Below are 21,250 nucleotides of genomic sequence, written 5' to 3' on the forward strand. Positions count from 1 at the left end.
ATAATGAGTGATGATAAATTCATTTCGGCAGATCAGGCCGCTGATCTGATCTCCGACAATGCCACAATCGGTCTGATTGGCGGCGGCGGCGGGCTGGTCGAAGCAACAAGCCTGCACGCGGCAGTCGAGAGACGTTTTCTGGACTCAGGCCATCCACGCGGGCTGACCTGTATTCATGCGCTTGGCATCGGTGATCGCGACAGCCGCGGTATGAACCGCTTTGCGCATAAGGACATGACCCGCCGCGTGATTGGCGGCCATTGGGTCTGGTCGCCACGAATGCAGGAGATGGCGCGGCATAACGAGATTGAAGCCTATGTTCTGCCTGGTGGCGTGATGATGCAATTAATGCGGGAAGTGGCCGCCGGACGCCCGGGATTGATTACGCATGTCGGGCTTGGCACCTTTGTTGACCCCCGGCTTGATGGCGGGCGCATGAATAGCGCTGCCACAGATAAACTGGTCGAAGTCATGACTATCGACGGCAAAGATTATCTGCGCTATCTGCCAATACCCGTTGATGTGGCATTGTTGCGCGGGTCTGTCGCCGATGAAGATGGCAATATCTCGCTAGAAGAAGAACCTGCCAATCTGGATATCTATGCGATGGCAGCCGCCGCACATAATAGTGGCGGCAAGGTCATTTTTCAGGTCAAACGCAAAGTCGTCCGCGGCAGTCTGCCAGCGCGTGAAGTGCGGATTCCGTCAGCGCTGGTCGATGCGGTGGTGATCGATTCCGGACAAAGACAGGGCTATGAGCTGGTCTATGACGCGGCTGTATCAGGCCAGAAAGTCAACCCCAACGTTCCCCGCGATATGCCCGCCTTTTCGGCACGCATGGTGATTGCACGGCGCGCGCGCACCGAACTGCATGATGGGGCGGTGGTAAATTACGGTTTCGGCATTCCCGATCAGGTGGCCAAAATTGTTGCCGCCGAACATGCCGAAGGACGCTATTATCAGACCATCGAGCATGGCACCTATGGCGGTACCTTGTTGGATGGTGATCTGTTTGGCTATGCGCTTAATCCCAGCTCTATGATTGATGGCCCGTCACAATTTGATTTCTATTCGGGTGGGGGGCTGGATATCGCCTTTCTTGGCTTTGGTGAAATTGATGCGCATGGCAATGTTAATGTATCGAAACTGGCTGGTAATACGGTGGGGCCAGGCGGCTTTATCGATATCGCGCAAAATGCGGCAAAGGTCGTGTTCTGCGGTACCTTTGATACAGGTGGTGCCAAACTGGCCGTTGGCGATGGCACTTTATCGGTGATCACTCCGGGCAGGATCGGCAAATTCAAACAGGATGTTGACCAGATCACCTTTTCCGGATCACAGGCTTTGCGCCAGAAACAGGATATCCTGTATGTCACCGAACGGGCGGTTTTCAAACTGACCGCAGCTGGCATATGCCTGATTGAGATTGCGCCCGGTATCGATCTGCAAGAAAATATTCTGGACAAAATGGCATTCACACCACTTATCGCCGATGATCTAAAAATCATGGATTCATCATTTTTTACGGAGACTTTGTAATGCGTCCTGTCAAAATCGGCCTCGTCGGTGCAGGCGTTATCGGCAAACGCCATGTTGAAGCGCTTGGCCAGATAACAGAAGGTGAACTGGTTGCCATCGCCGACCCGTTGCCAGCGGCGGCTGAATATGCGGTTTCACTTGACGTGCCTATCTATAAAAGCGCAGGCGAAATGGCCGCAAAAAGTGGTGCCGAAGCGATTATCATAGCCACGCCAACCGAACGGCATCTTGACGATGCGATGGCCTGTATGGAAGCCGGTGCGCATTTGCTAATCGAAAAGCCCATTACCGCTACGGTGGCAGAGGCAAACCAGATCATCGCCTATTCAACAGAGCATAATCTGCATGTACTGGTCGGGCATCAGCGGCGATATTATCCTTGTGCACATAAAGCCAAGCAGATGATCGCCGACGGCGCATTAGGCCAGCTTATCGGCATGACTGGCCAGTGGAATGCCAAAAAGGACACCCCCTATTACGAGCCGGACTGGCGCAAGGATGCCAAGGCCGGACCGGTATTGACCAATCTGATCCATGAGATGGATCTGCTTCGCTATATTTGCGGCGATGTCGTGTCGGTATCTGCCGAAGTCACCAACCATAACCAGAATTTTGACAAGGAAGATGCCGTTGCCATCAGCCTGCGCTTTGCCAATCAGGCGGTTGGCACGTTTCTGTTGTCTGATCGCACACCATCACCCTGGACATGGGAATTTGGTATTGGCGAAAGTGACCGGTTTCCGAAAAGCGGCCAGAACAGCATCCGGTTTCTGGGCGCGGATGCGGCACTGGAATTTCCAAATTTAGTATTATGGCGGCACGACGCAGTACCTGGCGACTGGGGTAATGTCATCAGCGACACGCCGATTGCAACTGATTTTATTGATGCCTATCAGGCGCAATGCAGGCATCTTTGCGCGGTTGTGCGGGGCGAAGAACAGCCGCGCATTACCGCAAGCGACGCTACCAAATCATTAATGGCCACATTGGCCGTGATGGAATCAGCGCGCAGCGGGCAGCGCGTTACCATGTCACAATAGCGATCAATGAAGGATAATGACCATGCGAGGGGAAAGATAGCAATGGATGATTTCTATGTAAAAATTGGTGATGAGTCACGCTTTACCAAAACGGTATCTGAAAGCGATGTCTATATGTTTGCTGGTATCACAGGTGATTTTTCACCTAACCATGTCAATAAATCCTATATGGAAAAATCATCCTATGGCCGGTTGATGGCGCATGGTGCCTTGATGGTTGGCTTCATGTCCACCGTATCGACGATGGTCATTGCCCATTGCCGCGACGCCGATGAAACACCAGTGTCGGTCGGCTATGACAAGATACGCTTTCTTAAGCCGGTTTTCCTTGGCGATACAGTGTCGCTGGTTTACCGTATTTCATCGATCGACACGACCCGCCGACGGTCAGTCGGTGATATCGAAATCACCAATCAGGATGACGAGCTGGTTGCTGTTGGCAATCATATTTTGCAATGGGTACCAAATAGCTAGGCACTATGCCGGGGAGTGAATCATGGAACGCCTGCTTGACCTATCAGGACAGACATTCATCGTGACGGGTGCTGCCCGTGGAATCGGGCTGGCGATCAGCACTTATTTTCACAGCCTAGGCGCCCGGGTCTGTGGCTGGGATCTGGATGATGCCGGTATGCAAGGCAATCCGGTTTTTGCCGACTACCAGATTGCCGATGTCAGCAATGAAGCCAGTGTCGCCACTGCCTTTGCCGCCAGCATGGCCGCGATGGGTGATGTTGACGGTATCGTCGCTAATGCCGGTATCAACGGGCCAACCAAGCCGTTATGGGACTATTCGCTGGATGAATGGCAACAGGTGATCGATATCGACCTGACCGGCGTGTTTTTGTCGGTACAACCGGTACTCAGGCACCTGCTGGCCAAAGGCAAAGGCCGGATTATTGTGATGTCATCAGTCGCTGGCAAAGAGGGCAATCCGGGGGCGGTCCCCTATGGCGCGGCAAAAGCCGGCCTGGTCGGCTATGTCAAAGGGCTGGCTCGTGAAGTCTTGCCCTCTGAAATCACGGTAAATTGTATCGCACCAGTGATCACCGAAACCGATTTGCTGACTGGCATGTCGGCTGATTATATCAGTGACAAGAAAAGCCGGATTCCGATGGGCCGGTTTTGCACACCGCAAGAAGTCGCCACGATGGCCGCCTGGATTGCCTCGCCGCAATGTAGCTTCACCACCGGCCAGATTTTCGATGTCACCGGCGGGCGGGCAACATGGTAATGCTATGCGCACGCTGACAAAGGCTGATCTCTGTATTCATCAGGTCTGTCTGGTTGAGCAATGTGACTTTGCCTCATCACTGGATGTGCTGGCACGTAATCAGATTGGCAAGACCGCTGTGTGGCGGCCGATGCTCGAGGCTGTTGGCACGAAGACCGCCAGAAAAATGCTTGATGATAGTGGTGTGCAGGCGCACGCCCTATGCGCGTTGGAACTTTTGAAAGGTATTGAGGATGGCACCCGCATGCTGGATATCGCCGCCAGCATCGGTGCCAAAAGCGTGGTCGCCATCACCGGTGGCTTTGATGCCGATAACACAACATTGGCAGATGCGCGTCACAATGCCATAGATATGCTGGCCAAGCTGTTGCCGATTGCCCAATCTTACAACATCACCATCGCGCTGGAACCTCTGCATCCAATGGTCTGTGGTTTGCGATCGGTGATTAGCAGCCTGCGTGAGGCTAATGATATACTCGATCAGCTAGACAGCTCAGATAATGTTGGAATCGCGCTGGATAGCTATGCGGTCTGGTGGGAGCCCGACCTAATGACGCAGATCAGCCGCGCCGGTAATCGCATCGTCAATTATCATGTTGCCGACTGGTTAGCCGAAACCAGAGATATAAGACTGGATCGGGGTATGCCAGGTGAAGGAATCATTGCATTACCTGCATTAAGAGACGCTGTGGAAGCGACTGGCTTTACCGGCCCTGTCGAAGTTGAAATTTTTTCAACCCTCACATGGTGGCAAGCCGAACCACAACACGTCGTTGACGAAATTCTGGCGCGCATAAACAGGTACTTCTGATTAGATCAACAAAGATCAATTCGTAAAATGATGGTTTTCAATCAATTTTGACATTTAGATTGGCACATAAGCTATGTCGCGCCAAAATAAAAATGATAAGATTTTTGAGTGATAATTAGGGAGTAAACCGTGCTTGAACTAAAAAACGTTCATGCTGGCTACGGCAAGCTAAAGATATTGCGCGGCATTGATATGACTGTCGAGCGCGGGTCTATAGTTGCCTTGCTTGGCGGTAATGGTACTGGCAAATCAACTTTGTTAAAAACAGTGTCTGGTCTATTGCCTTTAATGGAAGGCAGTATGACTTTTGACGGCGTTGATATTGGCGCACTCAAACCTCATGAACGGATGCGCTTAGGGTTGGTTCAGGTGACCCAATCTAAAGAAGCCTATCCGGCGATGACGGTTGAAGAAAATCTGGTTCTTGGCGCCTATACGCGTAATGACCGGGTTGGCACCCTCGCCGATCTTGAAAAAGTATATGACTTTTTCCCGGTTCTGCGCGAACGCCGCAAACAGCTATCAGGCACATTATCGGGTGGTGAAGTGCAGATGCTGGTGATTGGACGCGGCTTGATGGCCAATCCGAAAATGCTGATGCTTGATGAGCCAAGCGCCGCACTGGCACCGAAAGTGGTGCTGGAAATTTTTGCCAACATCAATAAGATTGCCAAATCAGGCGTTACCATTCTTGTGGTCGAGCAGAATGTGCGCATGGCGCTGATCCTGGCCCAATATGGCTATATCATTCGTGATGGCATCATCATGATGGAAGGTGAAGCCAAGAAACTCATAAGCGATCCGGCGGTCAAGGAATCATTCCTCGGCGGTTCTGTTGCCAACACATCAAAAAAGCTGAACGCATAAAGCTAGGGAACATAAATATCATGGACTTCGATTATAATTCTCTGATGGCTTTCATCATTTTTGGCGTGACGATAGGTGTTGTTTACGGCATCGTCGCATTAGGTATATCCCTGATTTATTCAGGTCTGGACATTGTACATTTTGCGCATGGTGAAATGTATATGTTCGGAGCGTTTTTTGGCCTGGTGTTGGCAAATAATGTCGGGCTTCCCTATCCAGTTGCGTTAATCGGCGCGATGATAATGACGGCGTGTCTGGGCATGTTTGTCGAACGCGTGTTCTATCGACGCCTGACAAGTGCTGGCGGCGGCTATACCGTGGCCGGCATGGGCATGATTATCTGTGGTTTTGGCATGTCTGTCGCCTTGGTCAATGTCGCTTATTTCATCTGGGGTGCCGAGGCTGAGCCATTCCGTGCCAATCTTGATTATATCCCACGTCTGCAATTTGCCGGTGATATCGAAGTTCCCGAAAGCTATGTTTTAACCGCGATCATTTCGGTTGTTCTGATGGCGGCGCTGCATTACTTCCTGCGCCACACCAAGACAGGTCTGGCGGTGCGGGCTGTCGCACATAATAAAGACATCGCTTATCTGATGGGCATCAATGTACCGTTGATGATTTCACTGATCTTTGGTCTGTCATGCGCATTGGCAGCTGCGGCCGGGGTGTTGATCGGGCCGATGCAGTCAGTTCAGGTCGAGATGGGCTATCTGATGTTGATGAAGGCTTTTGCCGCGGCGGTTGTTGGCGGCTTTGGGTCACTGCCGGGGGCAATCCTTGGCGGTATCATGGTTGGTATTTTCGAAAATCTTGGGGCGGCATATATATCGCCAAGCCATAAAGATATTTACGCATTTTTGCTTTTAATTCTTGTACTTATGTTCCGCCCGTCGGGACTGTTTGGAATTGAAGCAAAAGTAAAGGCATAGCGAACGGTAAAAATTTCGCGCTACGCTACTAAAGAAGGCAAAATGTAATAATTGCTAAAATGGAGGAGAAGATGAATATCATGAAATCAACCTTTGCTAGCTTACTTGTCGGGGGTGTAGCCCTTGCCAGTACGGCAGCATTTGCAGGTGACATCCGCGTTGGTATCACAATGCGTATGGTCAGTGAAAATGGTCAGAAATACGGCCAGATGATGATGGATGAAATCAAATCCATCAATGATTCTGGTGGTATCAATGGCAATATGATTAAAGCCACTTTGATGAATGACGAATGTAAGTCAGACAAAGGTGTCGCCAACGCCAACAAGCTTATTTTCCAGGAAAAGGTTCATATGCTTATCGGTTCGACCTGTTCGTCAGTGTCTTTGCCGATTGTTGACGTAACCGCCAAAGCCGGCGTTGCCCAGCTGATCCCGCATTCAACAAATGCAAAAATCACCCAGAAGGGCAGTGAGTGGGTCTTCCGCATTCCTGTATCTGGTCGTTATTACGGTGGTGTGAACGCCAAATATGTTGGTGACAACATTGGTAAAAAGATCGCCTATATCTGTGCGGCTGATGCGGCTTCGGTCAATGACTGTGCTGCCATGCAGGGTCAGATCAAAAAGCAGTTTGGTGCCGATCCAGCCTATATTGCCAATGTGCAGGAAAAAGAAGTCGATTTCCGTTCACATATGCAGAAAATCAAGTCAATGAATGTTGACGGTATCATGGTTGCGGCTTTGGCTGAGACAATGGCACGTGCGCTTATGCAGTCATATGAAGCAGGTATCGGCGATGATGTTCGCCGTATCGGTTCATCATCAGCATCTAACGCACCTGTGCCACGGATTGCTGGCGATGCTGTCAAAGGCGTGTTCTTTACAGCGGCCTATGCCGCAGCTGATCAGCGCCCAATTGCCAAGCTGTTCAACGCAATGGTTAAAGACAAATATGGCATCCACGCACCTGACCATGATTTCTCGCAGGCATATGACCTCGTGCGGATCATGGAACAGGCTCTGAACAGTGCGGATTTGAACCTGGACAGTGCCTCACTTGAAGCTGACCGTACAGCCATTCGTGATGCGATTGCTGGCGTGAAGAACTATGAAGGTCTGGCATCAGGCCCAATCAGCTTCTGTGCGGCCGCAACACCTCAGTGCCGTGACGGTAACAGAACAGCCGTTCTGATCGGTTACACAAAGGGTGGCGAAAACTTTGAAACCGAAGTTCTTGCCCGTGTGACCATGCCTATCGATTTTGGCCTTGAATAGGTCATAGCCCACCTTTTGAAGCTGGGGCAGATTTCCCTGCTCCAGCTTTTCTTCCCCCTGAGATATGGACAATTAAACAGATGAATATCTTTGTTTTAATTATTGAAAAATTTGTTGCATTGGGTGAGTCATTAGCTCGCAAACACCGGCTTTTGCCGTGGCTACTTGCCTATATTGCGCTCCTGCCCTTGCCCTTTATTTTATCATTTTTATTTAGTGAGTATCTGATTAATCTGGCTAATCGTGCCTGTCTGTTCATTCTGCTGGCGGTTGGTCTGAATATCGTTAAAGGCTTTTGTGGTCAGGTAACGGTTGGCCATATCGGTCTTTATGCGATTGGTGCCGTGACCTCGGCGATTTTGGCCTTAGAGCCTGGTAGCTTTGGCGACACATGGGGCTTTGGCCTGTCAGTATGGGTCGCTATCCCGATTGCGGTTCTGGTCACGGCGCTGGCTGGCGTTATCGTTGGTCTGCCATCGGTACGGCTTGAAGGAGCGTATCTGGCACTGGCCACGCTTGGCCTTGGCGAGTCTGTGCGGATCATGATTGCGGTCACACCACAATTGGGATCTAGCACCGGATTGATGATGATCCCGCCACCATCTGTTGGCGGCTTCGCTTTCGAAAGCTTCACCAGCTATTATTATCTGGTAATGACCGCCGCCGTTATCGGCATCTATTTTTCTTTTGCCATTTTGCGTTCGGCAACTGGCCGCGCCTTTCAGGCGATACGCGAAGATACCATCGCCGCGTCAGTCAATGGTATCAATGTGGTGAAATATAAGCTACTTGCCTTTGTGCTGAGCGCGGTTTATGCCGGTCTGGCTGGAGCCTTATTTGCGCATATGCCACCAGGCTATCTGCACCATAATAATTTCACCATCATCGAAATGGTCACGCTGTTGTTGATGGTCGTGCTTGGCGGTATTGGCAATGTATGGGGCGGCGTCATTGGTGCAATCGTCGTCACCATTGCCTATGATCAGACCAAGGATCTGGTGTTCTATTTCATGGATCGTCCGATCATCATCCAGCCGATTGTGTTTGGCCTGAGCATGGTGCTGCTGGTTCTGTTCATGCCACGCGGTATTGGTGGCTGGATCGAAGGTTTCCAGCGCAACCGTCGCTTTATCAAACAAAGTGAGGAGCGCTTAGATGGCACTGCTTGAAACGCGTAATCTGAGCAAAAGTTTTGGCGGCTTGCAGGCAATCAATGATGTCAGCCTGAAAGTAGAGCCCAATACGGTGCATGGTCTGATCGGGCCGAATGGCTCGGGCAAATCGACCTTTTTCAATCTGCTGACAGGTGTGTATCAGCCAGATGCCGGAAGCTATATCGAATTTAATGGTATCGATATCACCAATAAACCCGCGCATTATATTGCCGAACAGGGGCTGTCACGTACGTTTCAGCTTTTGCGTCTTTATGGCGAATTGAGCGTGCTTGATAATGTTATGGTTGGCTATCATCCACATACCAAATACAGCCCGCTAGCGCCCTTTTTCAAAGGGGCCGAAGTGCGCCGTCAGGATGCCATTGTCCGCGATGAAATGATGGAATTGCTGGAATTTATCGGACTGGCAGAACATGCGGAAATTCCGGCAGCCGAACTATCTGGTGGCCAGCGTCGTTTGCTGGCTCTGGGGCGGGCGATTGCCACCCGGCCTAAATTGCTGTTGCTGGACGAACCAGGCGCGGGCCTGTCACCCGTCAATGTCGATAATCTGATGGCGACGATCATGACGCTGAAAGAACGCTATAACCTGACTATTGTCGTGGTTGAGCATATTCTGAAAGTTGTGATGAATACCTGTGAAACGGTAAGCGTCCTTGACCATGGCCAGAAAATCTCGGAAGGCACGCCTGAATTCGTGAAGAATGATCCGGCGGTGGTCGAAGCCTATCTGGGACGTGAAATGGCCGACGAGGAAATCCGCGCCGCGATGGGGTGATTCTGGCTATCCGGCAAGGTATGACCCCCGCGCCACAATTCAACATTGTCCCATCTCAAGAAAGATACAGGTTGTGACAACGTCAAACTTCGGTTTGAGGCCTTTTGTGCGCCCTAATCACGCCCCGCGATCAGGTACATCTCACGCCCCCGCGATCAGGTACATCTCATGCCCCGCGATCAGGTACATCTAATGACCATTACGCCAAAATTCAAGTCGCCATGGTAACAATGGCGTTTGCTTAATGCCTAGCATGGTTTGACATGAATAAGGTTCTGTATGGATTAGTTCTTTTTAAAATAATGTGTCTATTGGCCATATGACCGCCATTCACTTTTTGGAGGACGTCATGGAAAAATTAACAGGTATCATGTTCTTTGCAACCTTGTTGTGTTTTACTGCCTTTATCGGGGTTACATACGGTTTTGGGGTATATTTGTTTCCCGCACTCGCGCCTGAAATGATGCGCGATATTGAGTTTACATATCGTGACATGGGGTTAGCGACGGGATTAGCACAGGCTGGTTTTCTATGCTGTGCTTTGCTTAGCGGATTGCTGACCAAACGTTATGGCGGTTTTACCATTATCCGCATATCCCTTTTGACATGCCTGTTGAGCCTGGCTGGCATAGTCATAACAGACAGCTTTATGGTGATATCTGCGATGCTTGTGCTTCTTGGTGGCAGTGCCGCAGCGGTCTGGACACCAATGGCCGAACTGTCACAACGTTTCTTTGCATCGCGGCATCAAGGCAAGTCACTTGGTTTAATGTCATCAGGTACGGCTTACGGGGTTTTTATCAATAGCTTGCTCATTGCTGTAGTTTTTCAAACATATGGCTGGCGCGCTATATGGCTTATATCCTGTGTGTTGGTAGTGCTGTTATGCGCTGGCTCATTCATTCTGCTTGGCACATTAGAGAGATTGGATCAGCCACCTAAGCCCCAAGCTGAAACGCAGATGAGGACAGAGCCAACGGTTGCGTCGCAAATCAAATCCCTGCCATTGGGAAACACGTCGCTCATTCTATGTCTTATGTTGCTTAATGGTTTTGCATGTATTCCGTTCCAGACCTATCTGACATCATTTCTGGTCGATGAACATATGTTCAACCTGCAAAATAGCGCTAACGCATGGCGTCTGATCGGTTTGATCGGAATGTTTAGCGGGTTTGCCATGGGGGCGTTAGGTGACCGGATCACTATTCGCTGGTCGTTGTTGATAACCTATGGTGCACTTGGTCTTGCCACGTCAATGTTGCTGATAGGACAAGTCGAAACCTTTCACCTCTATATTATCGCATCCGCATTCGGACTTGCCTTTTATGCGATCTTTGGACTTTTGCCAGCCTATATCAGCCACAATTATCAGGGTAATAAAGCCTCGATTGTTTTTGCCTTTGGTAATATTGCGCTGGGCTTGGGTGGCATTATTGGCAATGCAGCGGGCGGCATGATCAAACAGCAAACCGGATCATTCGCTGGACTCTATAGTGCCATTTTGATCGTCACATGTGTATCGATTGGTCTGTGTTTCCGGCTTAAACCAGAATCCAGCTTGCGCAAGATAGGCTGAATGCTATTTCGCCGTGGCCACACACGTCTTGGCAAAATCGATAAAGACACGGATTTTCTGCGGAACGAAACGGTGCCGCAAATAAAGAGCCGAGACGGTAGCATCCATATCGAGCTTGACCGTGGGTAAAATCTGTAACAATGCACCCGTAGCCAAGGCTGACTTGCAATAGATATCAGGCATGAAACTGATACCACCACCCTGCTTGATGGTTTCCCTTAACAATACCGGATCATTGACTGGCATCGCACCAAGACAATTCAGAAAGCGACGCGATGCGGGTGCAGGATCATCAAACAGAACCGGCATTTTGCGCAAAAGATAGCGCTGTTCACAAAAGCGCATATGCGCGGTGATGGACTCTATATCAGCCGTTACCTTGGCAAGTTCCAGATAGTCAGGGCTGGCCACCCAGATCAGCTTGGTACGCATCAAGGTCTGGCAATAAAGATCCGAATCTTCCTGCACATCCGGCGAGATAGACAGATCAATATGATCCGTCATCAGATTAACCGGATGGCCAACAACGCGGATATCCAGATTTATGTCAGGATAGACTGCCGTGAATTCTGCCAGACGCCCACCAATGATCTCGCGGCTAAAGGCCATCGGAACCGCCACCGTCAGATTACCCGAAGGGCGTTTCTGGATACCGGCCAGCGCGGCACTGGCCGCTTCAGCCTGTTCGACGATCAGGCTGGCATGCGAGAGGAATACCTGCCCTTCATCAGTCAGGCGCACATTGCGCGTATTGCGGTCAAACAGGCTAAGGCCAAGCGCCGCTTCAAGCCGGGTAATCGCGCGGGATACGGATGATTTCGGCATACCAAGCTTACGCGCGGCGAGGCTGATGCCTGCATGTTCGGCAACCGCAACAAAGACAGGAATGTCATTTATGTTCCATTTCATGAACAATCCGTTCTATTTTTGATTATTGTTCTTAAATTCAATCTAATTTACTGTCAGATATTATGCTAATTGTCAAAAGGCAAGATGATGACCGAAGTAGCACCTGAAAATGATTTCGAGTCGATCCCCGGCACCTATGTGCAAGACGCCGCGCATTACCAGAATGGTTATGGGTTGAACATGTTCTGTATGTCGCTGAATAATGCCGAAAACCGTGCCAAATTCAAAGCGGATGAAGCCGCATATATCGATCAATTTGACATGAGCCCTGCCCAGCGCAGCGCCGTTCTCGAGCGTGACTGGCTGGGCATGTTACAGCTTGGCGGCAATATCTATTACACGTTCAAGATTGCCGCCTTTGACGGGCTGAATATGCAGCAGGTTGGTGCCAAGATGTCCGGCACCGGCATGCGTTTTGAAGACTTCCAGCAGATGATGCTGAATGGTGGCCGCCCGATTGACGGCAACCGCTATAAGGGGGAAAGCGACAATGGCTAAAGTTTTTTCAGGTATGGGTACGTCGCATATTCCGGCAGTTGGCGCCGCCATTGACCATGGCAAGCAAGGCGAGGATTACTGGCAAGGCTATTTCAAGGGGCTGGAGCCTGCCCGCGCATGGCATGCCCAGAACAGACCTGATGTGGTTATCATTGTCTATAATGACCATGCGTCGGCCTTTTCGCTGGAACAGATTTCGACCTTTACCATTGGCGTGTCGGACAAGTTCCTGCCTGCCGATGAAGGCTATGGCCCGCGTAAAGTGCCTGTTGTTCAGGGGCATCCGGCATTGGCATGGCATCTGGTGGAAAGTCTGGTGCTTGATGAATTCGACATGGCGATCAGCAATAATATGCCGGTTGACCATGGTCTGACCGTGCCACTATCCGTGGCCTATGACGCGCCAGCAGAATGGCCGGTAAAGGTCATTCCGCTTTGTGTGAATGTGATTCAATATCCGCAGCCAACGGCAAAAAGATGTCATGATCTGGGCGTGGCAATCCGCAAGGCCATTCACAGTTATGGTGAAGATATCAATGTTTCAATCTGGGGCACAGGCGGGCTTTCGCATCAACTTCAGGGTGAGCGCGCCGGCGTCATCAATTCCGACTTTGACACTGTATTCATGGATAATCTGGTCAATGACCCGATCGCCAACACCAAACTCACCCATGCTGATTTTATCCGTGAGGCCGGATCAGAAGGGATCGAGATGATCATGTGGAATATCATGCGCGGTGCCATGGCGCCAAAAGTCGAAGAACTGTATCGTTTCTATCATGTGCCCGTTTCCAATACGGCTTATGGACTTCAGATTTTAAAAGACAGCGAATAGACGCATATTTTCAGGGAGTGGTTTATGGGTAAGGTACGAGTTGGCATTGCAGGCGCGAATGGCGCCTTTGGTTCCAAACATATGGATGCTATCAGCGCCATTGAAGATGCCCAGATTTCAGCCGTTATGGCGACGTCAATGGCCAAGGCAGATAAGGCGGCTGATCGGCTTGATGTGCCGCATCGTTTTGATAATTTCGACGCCTTTCTGGCCTGTGATGATCTGGATGCCGTTATTCTGGCAACGCCAACGCAACTACATGCAACGCAAGGGCTTGCCGCAATGGATGCGGGCAAGCATGTATTGATCGAGATTCCGATGGCCGATACGCTGGCTGACTCGCAAAGGCTGGTTGCCCGCCAAGCCGAAACCGGCGTGACCGCAATGGCCGGGCATGTGCGCCGTTTTAACCCCTCGCATCAATATGTGCATAATGAATTAAGCGCTGGCAAGCTATCTATTCAGCAGATGGATGTACAGACCTATTTCTTTCGCCGTAGCAATATGAACGCCAAGGGCGAACCGCGGTCATGGACTGATCATCTGCTATGGCACCACGCTTGTCATACGATTGATCTGTTCATGTATCAGACCGGTGAAATGGTTACTGAAGCCCATGCTGTGCAAGGGCCTATTCATCCTGAACTTGGCATTGCCATGGATATGTCGATCATCATGAAAACGCCTAGTGGCAAAATCTGTACACTTTCACTGTCCTTTAATAATGACGGGCCTTTGGGGACTTTCTTCCGCTATATCTGCGATAACGGCACCTATGTAGCGCGTTATGACGACCTATTTGACGGGCATGATGCGCCAATCGACGTGTCAAAAGTCGATGTGTCGATGAATGGTATCGAACTGATTGACCGCGAATTTATCAGCGCCATCAAAGAAGGACGTGAGCCTAACGGCAGTCTGGCACAATGTCTGCCAGCGATGCAGGTGATGCACATGATCGAAGAAAAGATGAGCGCATAGTGAGCAACCAGACCGCCATTCCCTATATGCAGATGCGCGGCGGCAGTTCCAAAGGTGTTTATTTTCTGGCCACTGACCTGCCTGCCGACCCGATCACGCGTGACAATGTATTGAAATGGGTGATGGGGGCATATGGTGACCCGCGCCAGATTGACGGACTTGGCGGCGCCGATCCACTGACGTCGAAAATTGCGATTATTGAAGCGTCATCGCATGATGGCTGTGATATCGATTACAGCTTTGTGCAGGCACTTGTTGGCGAGGATCGTCTTGATGATACGCCCAATTGCGGCAATTTGCTGTCGGCGGTGGGTGCCTTTGCGCTGGAAAGCGGCCTGCTTTCGCGCAATGGAAGCGACGCCGATATTGATGTCTTTATGACCAATAGTGGCAAAAGATGCCGCCTTCGCTTTCCCATCAAGAACGGCCTGCCTGTCTATGATGGGGCGGCGCGCATAGATGGCGTGTTTGGCACGTCAGCCCCGGTGGTCTGTCATTATGCCGATCTCGCCGGTTCTGCCTGCGGTTCTTTATGGCCAACAGGCGCAGTCCGTGATGAATTTCTGGGCTATAGCGCCAGCTGTGTTGATAATGGCATGCCCGTTGTCGCTTTGCGTGCCGAAGAATTTGGTATTAGCGGTCTGGAAACACCAGATGCGTTGAATGCGAATGATGATTTAAAACAAAAGCTGGAGGCGGTGCGATTGCTGGCAGGTGAAGCCATGGGGCTTGGCGACGTTGCGGGCAAGGCCGTGCCAAAGATGTGCCTGATTTCAGCGCCCATCAATGGCGGCACGATCCATACACGCACCTTTATCCCAAAGACATGCCACAAGGCCATTGGCGTGCTTGGTGCAGTCTCGGCGGCTACAGCAGCGATACATCCCGATAGCGCCGTATATGATCTTGCCATCATGCCACAGATACAGATAGAGCCACAGACAGATACGCAAGAGACACTGACAGATGTGACAATAGAGCATCCGTCAGGTGTTTTTGATGTCACGCTGCGGTTGTCGGCAGGTCATGATTTTGAAATCATGGGCGCAGGCTTGCTGCGGACTGCACGCTTGCTGGCGCGTGGTGAGGTTTTTGTCCCCATGTCAGTCTGGAAAGGTGCGTAAAATGACGGATATATCAGATGCGAAAATGGTAGATAAAAAAAGCTGTATGCCGCCCGATCCCGATACACGCACCCCCGTTTTCAAGGCACCGGCCAAAGCGTGCGACGCGCATTGCCATGTATTTGGCCCGCATGATCTGTTTCCCTATCACCCAAGCTCGACCTATCATCCCCCCGATGGCCCTCGCGAGAAACTGGCCGAACTGCATGGTAAGCTGGGCATTGAGCGCGCCGTCATCGTGCAGGCCAGTTGTCATGGCCCTGATAATCGGGCGATGCTAGATGCGATCAAGCATAATCCAGATAATTACCGCGGTGTATGTATCGCGAATGACAGCTTTTCAGATGAAGATTTTGCCGATCTGGATGCAGGCGGTGTTCGCGGTGTGCGTTTTAACTTTGTCACGCATCTAGGCGGCACCCCCGATCTGGAGATGATGAAGCGTGTGCTTGAGCGTGTACAGCCGCTGGGCTGGCATCTGGTGATTCATGTAAATGCCGAAGATATCATCAGCTTTCAGGATTTCTTTCTGCAATTCGATATGGATATCATCGTCGATCATATGGGGCGTGTGCCGACCAGTGCCGGCGTGCATCAAGACGCCTTTCAGATTCTGAAACGGTTTATGGAACGCGAAAACTGGTGGGTAAAAATATGTGGGTCGGAACGTATTTCAGCCGCGGGGCCACCCTTTTATGACGCGGTGCCCTATGCACAGGAATTGGTAGAGATTGCGCCAGACCGCACGCTATGGGGTACTGACTGGCCACATCCGAATATCAAAAAATTCATGCCCAATGATGGTGATCTGCTTGATCTGGTACCGCTGCTGGCGCGTGATGAAACTTTGCAACGCAAAATTCTGGTTGATAATCCGGCGCGGCTTTATGGGTTTGACGACGCATAATACCCGCGGGGGTGAAAGGAAAGATAATGATTATTGATTGCCACGGCCATTACACGACAACACCGCCAGGTGTCGAAGCCTATCGCAATGCGCAGAAAGAGGCTTTGGCGCAAAATCCCGATCATCTTTTTGAAAAAGGCACAATGGCGGTATCAGATGATCAAATCCGCGACTCTATTGCCAATAACCAGCTCAAACTGCAACAGGAACGCGGCACCGATCTGACAATCTTTTCACCGCGCGCAAGCTGGATGGGGCACCATGTCGGCAATGCCAGCACATCGGCCGCATGGACAGCGCATTGCAATGATCTGATCAAACGTGTCTGTACATTGTTTCCAGACAATTTTGCCCCGGTCTGTCAGTTGCCGCAAAGCCCGGGCACCAGCATCGATAACAGCATTGCCGAATTGACCCGCTGTGTAGAGGAAATGGGCTTTATCGGTTGTAATCTGAATCCTGATCCGTCGGGTGGGTTCTGGCAGGATGCGCGCTTGAGTGACCGCTACTGGTATCCGTTTTATGAAAAAATGGTTGAATATGATGTGCCCGCCATGATCCATGTATCAGGCGCATGCCAGCATTCACTGGATACGACATCAAGCTATTATCTGGGTGCCGACACCACCGCCTTTGTGCATTTCATGTTTTCAGATGTTTTTGTCGATTTTCCCGAGCTGAAATTCATCATCCCGCATGGTGGTGGCGCGGTACCGTATCATTGGGGACGGTTTCGCGGCATTGCCCAGGATAAGGGGCTTGGCGATCTAAATGAACGGGTGCTGAATAATATCTTTTTTGACACATGCGTCTATCACCAGCGTGGTATTGATCTGTTGCTGGATGTGATACCAGTCAAGAATATACTGTTTGCTTCGGAAATGATTGGCGCGGTGCGCGGCATTGATCCGCATAGCGGGCATTATTATGACGATACAAAGCGCTATATCGATGGTAATAAGGCGCTGGATGACGCGCAGAAGAAAATGATCTTTGAGGGTAATGCCCGTGCGGTATTTAGCCGGTTGACGCTATAGAAAGCGCTTTTTTGCAACAAAAATGTAACATTATGTGGTTACACTTTTTATTTTAATAAGAGGGTTTATTAGTTTGCTTATGTTTCGTGCTTTTGTGGGTTGGATTATCTTTATCGCTGTTATCGCTTTGGCTATCATAAGCAATGACTCGGCGCGTCATTTCATCGATCTACCATCATTACTGGTTGTCGCGCTTGGCATGATTGCCTTTATGATCGCCGCACCATCGGGCCTGATCAACCGGCTGGAATATGCCGCAAGCGGCGCGGTCACATCTGGCTGGCTTGGCTTTGTCATAGGGCTTGTCATTACTCTGCGGAATGCTGAATCTTTCGAAGCTACTGCGATTGCACCAGCATTATCGATCATGGTTCTGCCGGTTTTCTATGGCTATATGATCTCGGTTTTGATGAGCTTTATGGTCAATGCGTTAGACGATACGTCAGACGAGTTGTAGCCTAGGCTCCGACATGAAAGTGGTATAAAAACATGAAACGGCGTATCATTACGTCAGACGACATGCGCGCTGCGTATGGGGATAATACTAATGGCCAAAGACAACTATAATGAAAAAGACTGGCTGGCGTTAGAAATCGAAGAAACGCTGGAAGAAATGTTTGAGACTGAATTCAGCGAACCCATGCTGTCGCCTGAACTTCGGGAGGCTCTACGCACGCGCAACGCCAATCATCTTGATAATCAGACCTATTACCGGAACCTGTTGCGCCTGCAATCGGAAATGATCAAGTTACAGGATTGGGTGGTTGCAAATAACGCCAAGATACTGATCATTTGCGAAGGCCGTGATAGCGCTGGCAAAGGCGGCGTGATCAAACGGATCACCCAGCGTATGGACCCCCGTGTTGCGCGTGTGGTGGCGCTGCCCAAACCATCCGAGCGCGAATTAAGCCAATGGTATTTTCAGCGCTATGTGCCGCATCTGCCAGCCGGGGGTGAAATCGTGCTGTTTGACCGGTCCTGGTATAACCGCGCTGGTGTCGAACGCGTCATGGGCTTTGCCAGTGACGAACAGGTTGAACAGTTTTTTCAGGATGTAACCGAATTTGAACGGATGCTGATCCGTTCGGGTGTTATCGTACTTAAATACTGGTTTTCAATTACCGATGAAGAACAGCAATTACGGTTCCAGATGCGCATCGAAGATCCGATGAAACAATGGAAATTATCACCTATTGATCTGGAAGCGCGTATCCGCTGGGAACAATATACCACCGCCAAGGAAGAAATGTTCGAACGCACATCCTTTCCCGAAGCGCCATGGTATATTGTCGAAGGGAATGACAAAAAGCGTGAGCGGCTGAATTGTATGGAACATATTCTGTCAAAAATTAACTATCATGAAATCCCGCATGAAAAGGTCACCCTGCCCAAGCGCGTATTCAAGCCAAATTACGAAAGGCGCGTGCTACCCGATGATCTATATGTGCCGAAAGTATATTAATCTATCTAGACAACAACCATGACATGCGGGCGTCTGGCCGATATATCAGTAAAGCCCTGGCGGGTAGATGCCGAAAAATGATTGCCTTCAACGCATATCATAGTGAGGTTTTTGGCACGGTTAGCCCAGTCAAGAATGGCTTTGCCACTCTCGTCACCTAGATCACAGCTTACCAGCCCAAGCTCAGTCAGCGTTGATGGTAAAACACGCGCAAGCGCGATTATACCCGGGTCAGTGATGCCTGTGTTATAGCTGAGGCTGAAAGATCGTAAGACAGGATCGGCATTAGCGCTTTCCGACATGGCTCCTGACATGGCTTCGGCAATCAGCAAGGTATTCTGATATGAAAGGCCTGCATCGCGCAGATGCAGATCATAAAATCCATAGCGTGGTGGTGACGTTGTAAACCGGTTGGCAAGGCGGATACAGGCTGCATTTCCGGTCACATGTAGAGCCATTACCATAGCATCAAAAGACGGTGTACCAGCCATGGCTTTGTCAATCCGCATCAGGCCCCCTGCGCTAGCAAGCGTTATTAGCAACCCATTATATAGAAGTTCGCGCCGGTTCATTTGATCTGGACAAACAAGGCCTGATGTCGGCAGGTGCTATCGCAGGGCATGAGACCTCCAATCATCAAGAACATTTATCAAGTAGCATAGACCAGATTAGGGAAAACCGAGCTTAAACGCCACTCAATACCATGCGTCGGGCATTGAGTCCTTGCGTCGGGCGATGAATTCAGACAAGGCCGCATCAATATCCGGATTCATCGCGGGCTCCTCATAGTTTGCCAGCATATCTTTCCAGCGCTGATTAGCGCGCTGTTCGGCTGTTAGCGCCCCTTTTTCAAGCCAGATTTCATAGGCCCCTGCTTCGGCAATCTCTGGCTGATAATTGCATGTCGCAAAATGCTTGATTGTGTGGGTTGTCGATAGAAAATTCTCACCAACATCAACCTCATGATAGGGCGCTTCGGGCAATGCCTCGTCATGCACCGCCATCCCGCCAAGAAGCCGCAACATCATACCGCAATGATCACAATCCATGATGAATTTCTCATAGGACATCGTTAAGCCACCTTCTAGCCAGCCAGCCGCGTGCCAGACCTGATTTGTCCCTGATAAAAGAGTTGCCCACATGGCATCGCTGCTATCCTGCATGGCCTGACCATCGGCGCTATTGGCGGCGGTGATTTGACCGCCACCAGAACGCACCGGCACACCAAGCCGCGCGCCAAGCTGGGATAGCACCATCGTCACCAAATTGGCTTCGGGCGTACCAAAAGTGAGCGCACCGCTTTTCAGATTCATCGTCGAATGGAAACTGCCAAACACCACCGGACAGCCTGGCCGAACAAGCTGAGATAAAGCAATGCCTGCCATCGCTTCGGCCAGAGTCTGGGCAGCTATCGCCGCAGGTGACACCGGCCCCATTGCGCCACCAAAAATCGCTGGTGAAATGGCAACGCATTGATTGGCGGCGGCATAGACACGCAACGCCCCCGACATGGTGGCATCATAGATGAACGGCGAATTGACATTGATATTGCCCTGCATAACGCAATTATGGTCCATGAAATGCTGACCAAATACAAGCTGGGCCATGGTGATCGAGTCAGCCGCCCGTTCTGGTGATGTTACCGCCCCCATAAACGGCTTGGCCGATAGCCGCAAATGCGCATAGACCATGTCAAGATGCCGCTTATTAACAGGAATATCGACCGGTTCGCATATAGTGCCGCCCGAATGATGAAGCCATGGCGTCATATAGGTCAGCTTGACGAAATTATGGAAATCTTCGCGCGTCGAATAACGCCGCCCCCGATCAAGATCGGTAACAAAGGGCGACCCGTAGCCCGGCATCAAAACCAGATGATCGCCGCCAAGCTGTACCGTATAACGTGGGTCGCGCGCATGTAAGGTAAATTGCGCTGGGGCGGTGGCACAAAGTTGGCGCGCCATACCGCTTTCAAAGCGCACCCGCGCGCCTTGCACATCAGCCCCAGCAGCGCGGAACAGATCACAAGCAACATCGTCACCGCGAAATTCAACGCCAATGTCGCGCAACAACCAATCAGCTTGCGCTTCAATGCGCACAAGCGACTCTTCATCCAGCAGGTTATAGGCACCAATACGCCGTGGCCCCAGAAAGGCACTGTTTTGGGGTGCATTAGCGGCGATGCCTAAACGGCGGCTGCGGCCTTTGCGCGATGGTTTGCGGGCGTCAGACTGCATAATGCTCTCAATTCACGAAGATATCCGGTAA

22 protein-coding genes are annotated in these 21,250 nt (G+C 50.7%); 19 read left to right on the top strand and 3 right to left on the bottom strand.

The annotated features are described in order from the left end of the window. The first annotated feature begins 3 nt into the window (after positions 1 to 3). The 11 genes from SAR116_RS04715 (at position 4) to SAR116_RS04765 (ending at position 11,229) form a co-directional block, all read left to right on the top strand. Entirely contained in the window at positions 4 to 1,539 is a 1,536-nt protein-coding gene (locus tag SAR116_RS04715) for an acyl CoA:acetate/3-ketoacid CoA transferase (protein ID WP_013045795.1), read from the top strand. After that, the gene (locus tag SAR116_RS04720) at positions 1,539 to 2,579 is read left to right on the top strand and encodes a Gfo/Idh/MocA family protein (protein WP_013045796.1); all 1,041 of its coding nucleotides are present in this window, start codon (positions 1,539 to 1,541) and stop codon (positions 2,577 to 2,579) included. Before SAR116_RS04715 ends, SAR116_RS04720 begins: the two co-directional genes overlap by 1 nt. A 42-nt stretch (positions 2,580 to 2,621) precedes the next feature. Continuing rightward, positions 2,622 to 3,053 (top strand): MaoC family dehydratase, encoded by a 432-nt coding sequence (locus SAR116_RS04725; RefSeq protein ID WP_013045797.1) that lies wholly within the window; start codon positions 2,622 to 2,624, stop codon positions 3,051 to 3,053. Positions 3,054 to 3,075: 22 nt separating this feature from the next. Then, positions 3,076 to 3,813, top strand: coding sequence for an SDR family oxidoreductase (locus SAR116_RS04730; RefSeq protein WP_013045798.1), 738 nt, complete (start codon positions 3,076 to 3,078; stop codon positions 3,811 to 3,813). A gap of 4 nt (positions 3,814 to 3,817) precedes the next feature. Continuing rightward, positions 3,818 to 4,624 (top strand): sugar phosphate isomerase/epimerase family protein, encoded by an 807-nt coding sequence (locus tag SAR116_RS04735; RefSeq protein ID WP_041860764.1) that lies wholly within the window; start codon positions 3,818 to 3,820, stop codon positions 4,622 to 4,624. 129 nt (positions 4,625 to 4,753) lie between these two features. Then, positions 4,754 to 5,491, top strand: coding sequence for an ABC transporter ATP-binding protein (locus tag SAR116_RS04740; RefSeq protein WP_013045800.1), 738 nt, complete (start codon positions 4,754 to 4,756; stop codon positions 5,489 to 5,491). A 20-nt stretch (positions 5,492 to 5,511) separates the two neighbouring features. After that, the gene (locus SAR116_RS04745) at positions 5,512 to 6,423 is read left to right on the top strand and encodes a branched-chain amino acid ABC transporter permease (protein WP_013045801.1); all 912 of its coding nucleotides are present in this window, start codon (positions 5,512 to 5,514) and stop codon (positions 6,421 to 6,423) included. A 71-nt stretch (positions 6,424 to 6,494) separates the two neighbouring features. Further along, positions 6,495 to 7,700, top strand: coding sequence for an ABC transporter substrate-binding protein (locus SAR116_RS04750; RefSeq protein WP_013045802.1), 1,206 nt, complete (start codon positions 6,495 to 6,497; stop codon positions 7,698 to 7,700). An 80-nt stretch (positions 7,701 to 7,780) separates the two neighbouring features. After that, the gene (locus SAR116_RS04755; RefSeq protein ID WP_013045803.1) at positions 7,781 to 8,869 is read left to right on the top strand and encodes a branched-chain amino acid ABC transporter permease; all 1,089 of its coding nucleotides are present in this window, start codon (positions 7,781 to 7,783) and stop codon (positions 8,867 to 8,869) included. Beyond that, positions 8,856 to 9,653 (top strand): ABC transporter ATP-binding protein, encoded by a 798-nt coding sequence (locus SAR116_RS04760; protein WP_013045804.1) that lies wholly within the window; start codon positions 8,856 to 8,858, stop codon positions 9,651 to 9,653. Before SAR116_RS04755 ends, SAR116_RS04760 begins: the two co-directional genes overlap by 14 nt. A 349-nt stretch (positions 9,654 to 10,002) precedes the next feature. Further along, a complete protein-coding gene (locus SAR116_RS04765) occupies positions 10,003 to 11,229 on the top strand; it encodes an MFS transporter (protein WP_013045805.1) in 1,227 nt (408 codons plus the stop codon). A gap of 3 nt (positions 11,230 to 11,232) precedes the next feature. Here the strand turns inward: SAR116_RS04765 and SAR116_RS04770 are convergent, their stop codons facing one another. Continuing rightward, complete coding sequence (locus SAR116_RS04770; RefSeq protein ID WP_013045806.1) at positions 11,233 to 12,138, bottom strand: LysR family transcriptional regulator; 906 nt, start codon at positions 12,136 to 12,138, stop codon at positions 11,233 to 11,235. Between the two features lie 84 nt (positions 12,139 to 12,222). Between SAR116_RS04770 and ligA the strand changes: the two genes are divergently transcribed. From ligA to ppk2, 8 genes are all read left to right on the top strand, one after another. Beyond that, on the top strand, positions 12,223 to 12,636 hold the full coding sequence (gene ligA, locus SAR116_RS04775) for a protocatechuate 4,5-dioxygenase subunit alpha (RefSeq protein WP_013045807.1): 414 nt from the start codon (positions 12,223 to 12,225) through the stop codon (positions 12,634 to 12,636). Continuing rightward, positions 12,629 to 13,471 carry a class III extradiol dioxygenase subunit beta gene (locus SAR116_RS04780; protein ID WP_013045808.1) on the top strand — a complete coding sequence of 281 codons (843 nt, stop codon included), beginning with the start codon at positions 12,629 to 12,631 and terminating at the stop codon, positions 13,469 to 13,471. Before ligA ends, SAR116_RS04780 begins: the two co-directional genes overlap by 8 nt. 24 nt (positions 13,472 to 13,495) lie before the next feature. Beyond that, positions 13,496 to 14,452: a Gfo/Idh/MocA family oxidoreductase gene (locus SAR116_RS04785; RefSeq protein ID WP_013045809.1), complete on the top strand. Its 957-nt coding sequence runs from the start codon at positions 13,496 to 13,498 to the stop codon at positions 14,450 to 14,452. After that, positions 14,398 to 15,576, top strand: a complete 1,179-nt coding sequence (locus SAR116_RS04790) for a PrpF domain-containing protein (RefSeq protein WP_013045810.1) — start codon at positions 14,398 to 14,400, stop codon at positions 15,574 to 15,576. The genes SAR116_RS04785 and SAR116_RS04790 overlap by 55 nt, the downstream gene beginning before the upstream one ends. Before the next feature lies 1 nt (position 15,577). Beyond that, positions 15,578 to 16,483, top strand: coding sequence for an amidohydrolase family protein (locus SAR116_RS13465; RefSeq protein ID WP_238531175.1), 906 nt, complete (start codon positions 15,578 to 15,580; stop codon positions 16,481 to 16,483). A gap of 26 nt (positions 16,484 to 16,509) precedes the next feature. Then, positions 16,510 to 17,520, top strand: coding sequence for an amidohydrolase family protein (locus SAR116_RS04800; RefSeq protein WP_013045812.1), 1,011 nt, complete (start codon positions 16,510 to 16,512; stop codon positions 17,518 to 17,520). Positions 17,521 to 17,593: 73 nt separating this feature from the next. Further along, positions 17,594 to 17,977 carry a hypothetical protein gene (locus SAR116_RS04805; protein ID WP_013045813.1) on the top strand — a complete coding sequence of 128 codons (384 nt, stop codon included), beginning with the start codon at positions 17,594 to 17,596 and terminating at the stop codon, positions 17,975 to 17,977. A 90-nt stretch (positions 17,978 to 18,067) separates the two neighbouring features. After that, the gene (gene ppk2, locus SAR116_RS04810; RefSeq protein WP_013045814.1) at positions 18,068 to 18,982 is read left to right on the top strand and encodes a polyphosphate kinase 2; all 915 of its coding nucleotides are present in this window, start codon (positions 18,068 to 18,070) and stop codon (positions 18,980 to 18,982) included. Between the two features lie 5 nt (positions 18,983 to 18,987). Here the strand turns inward: ppk2 and SAR116_RS04815 are convergent, their stop codons facing one another. Further along, the gene (locus tag SAR116_RS04815; RefSeq protein WP_013045815.1) at positions 18,988 to 19,491 is read right to left on the bottom strand and encodes a succinate-semialdehyde dehydrogenase; all 504 of its coding nucleotides are present in this window, start codon (positions 19,489 to 19,491) and stop codon (positions 18,988 to 18,990) included. A gap of 186 nt (positions 19,492 to 19,677) precedes the next feature. Continuing rightward, positions 19,678 to 21,219: a trimethylamine methyltransferase family protein gene (locus SAR116_RS04820; RefSeq protein ID WP_013045816.1), complete on the bottom strand. Its 1,542-nt coding sequence runs from the start codon at positions 21,217 to 21,219 to the stop codon at positions 19,678 to 19,680. Positions 21,220 to 21,250: the final 31 nt, after the last annotated feature.

Origin of the sequence: Candidatus Puniceispirillum marinum IMCC1322, assembly GCF_000024465.1 — a bacterium.
Classification (GTDB): Bacteria; Pseudomonadota; Alphaproteobacteria; order Puniceispirillales; family Puniceispirillaceae; genus Puniceispirillum; species Puniceispirillum marinum.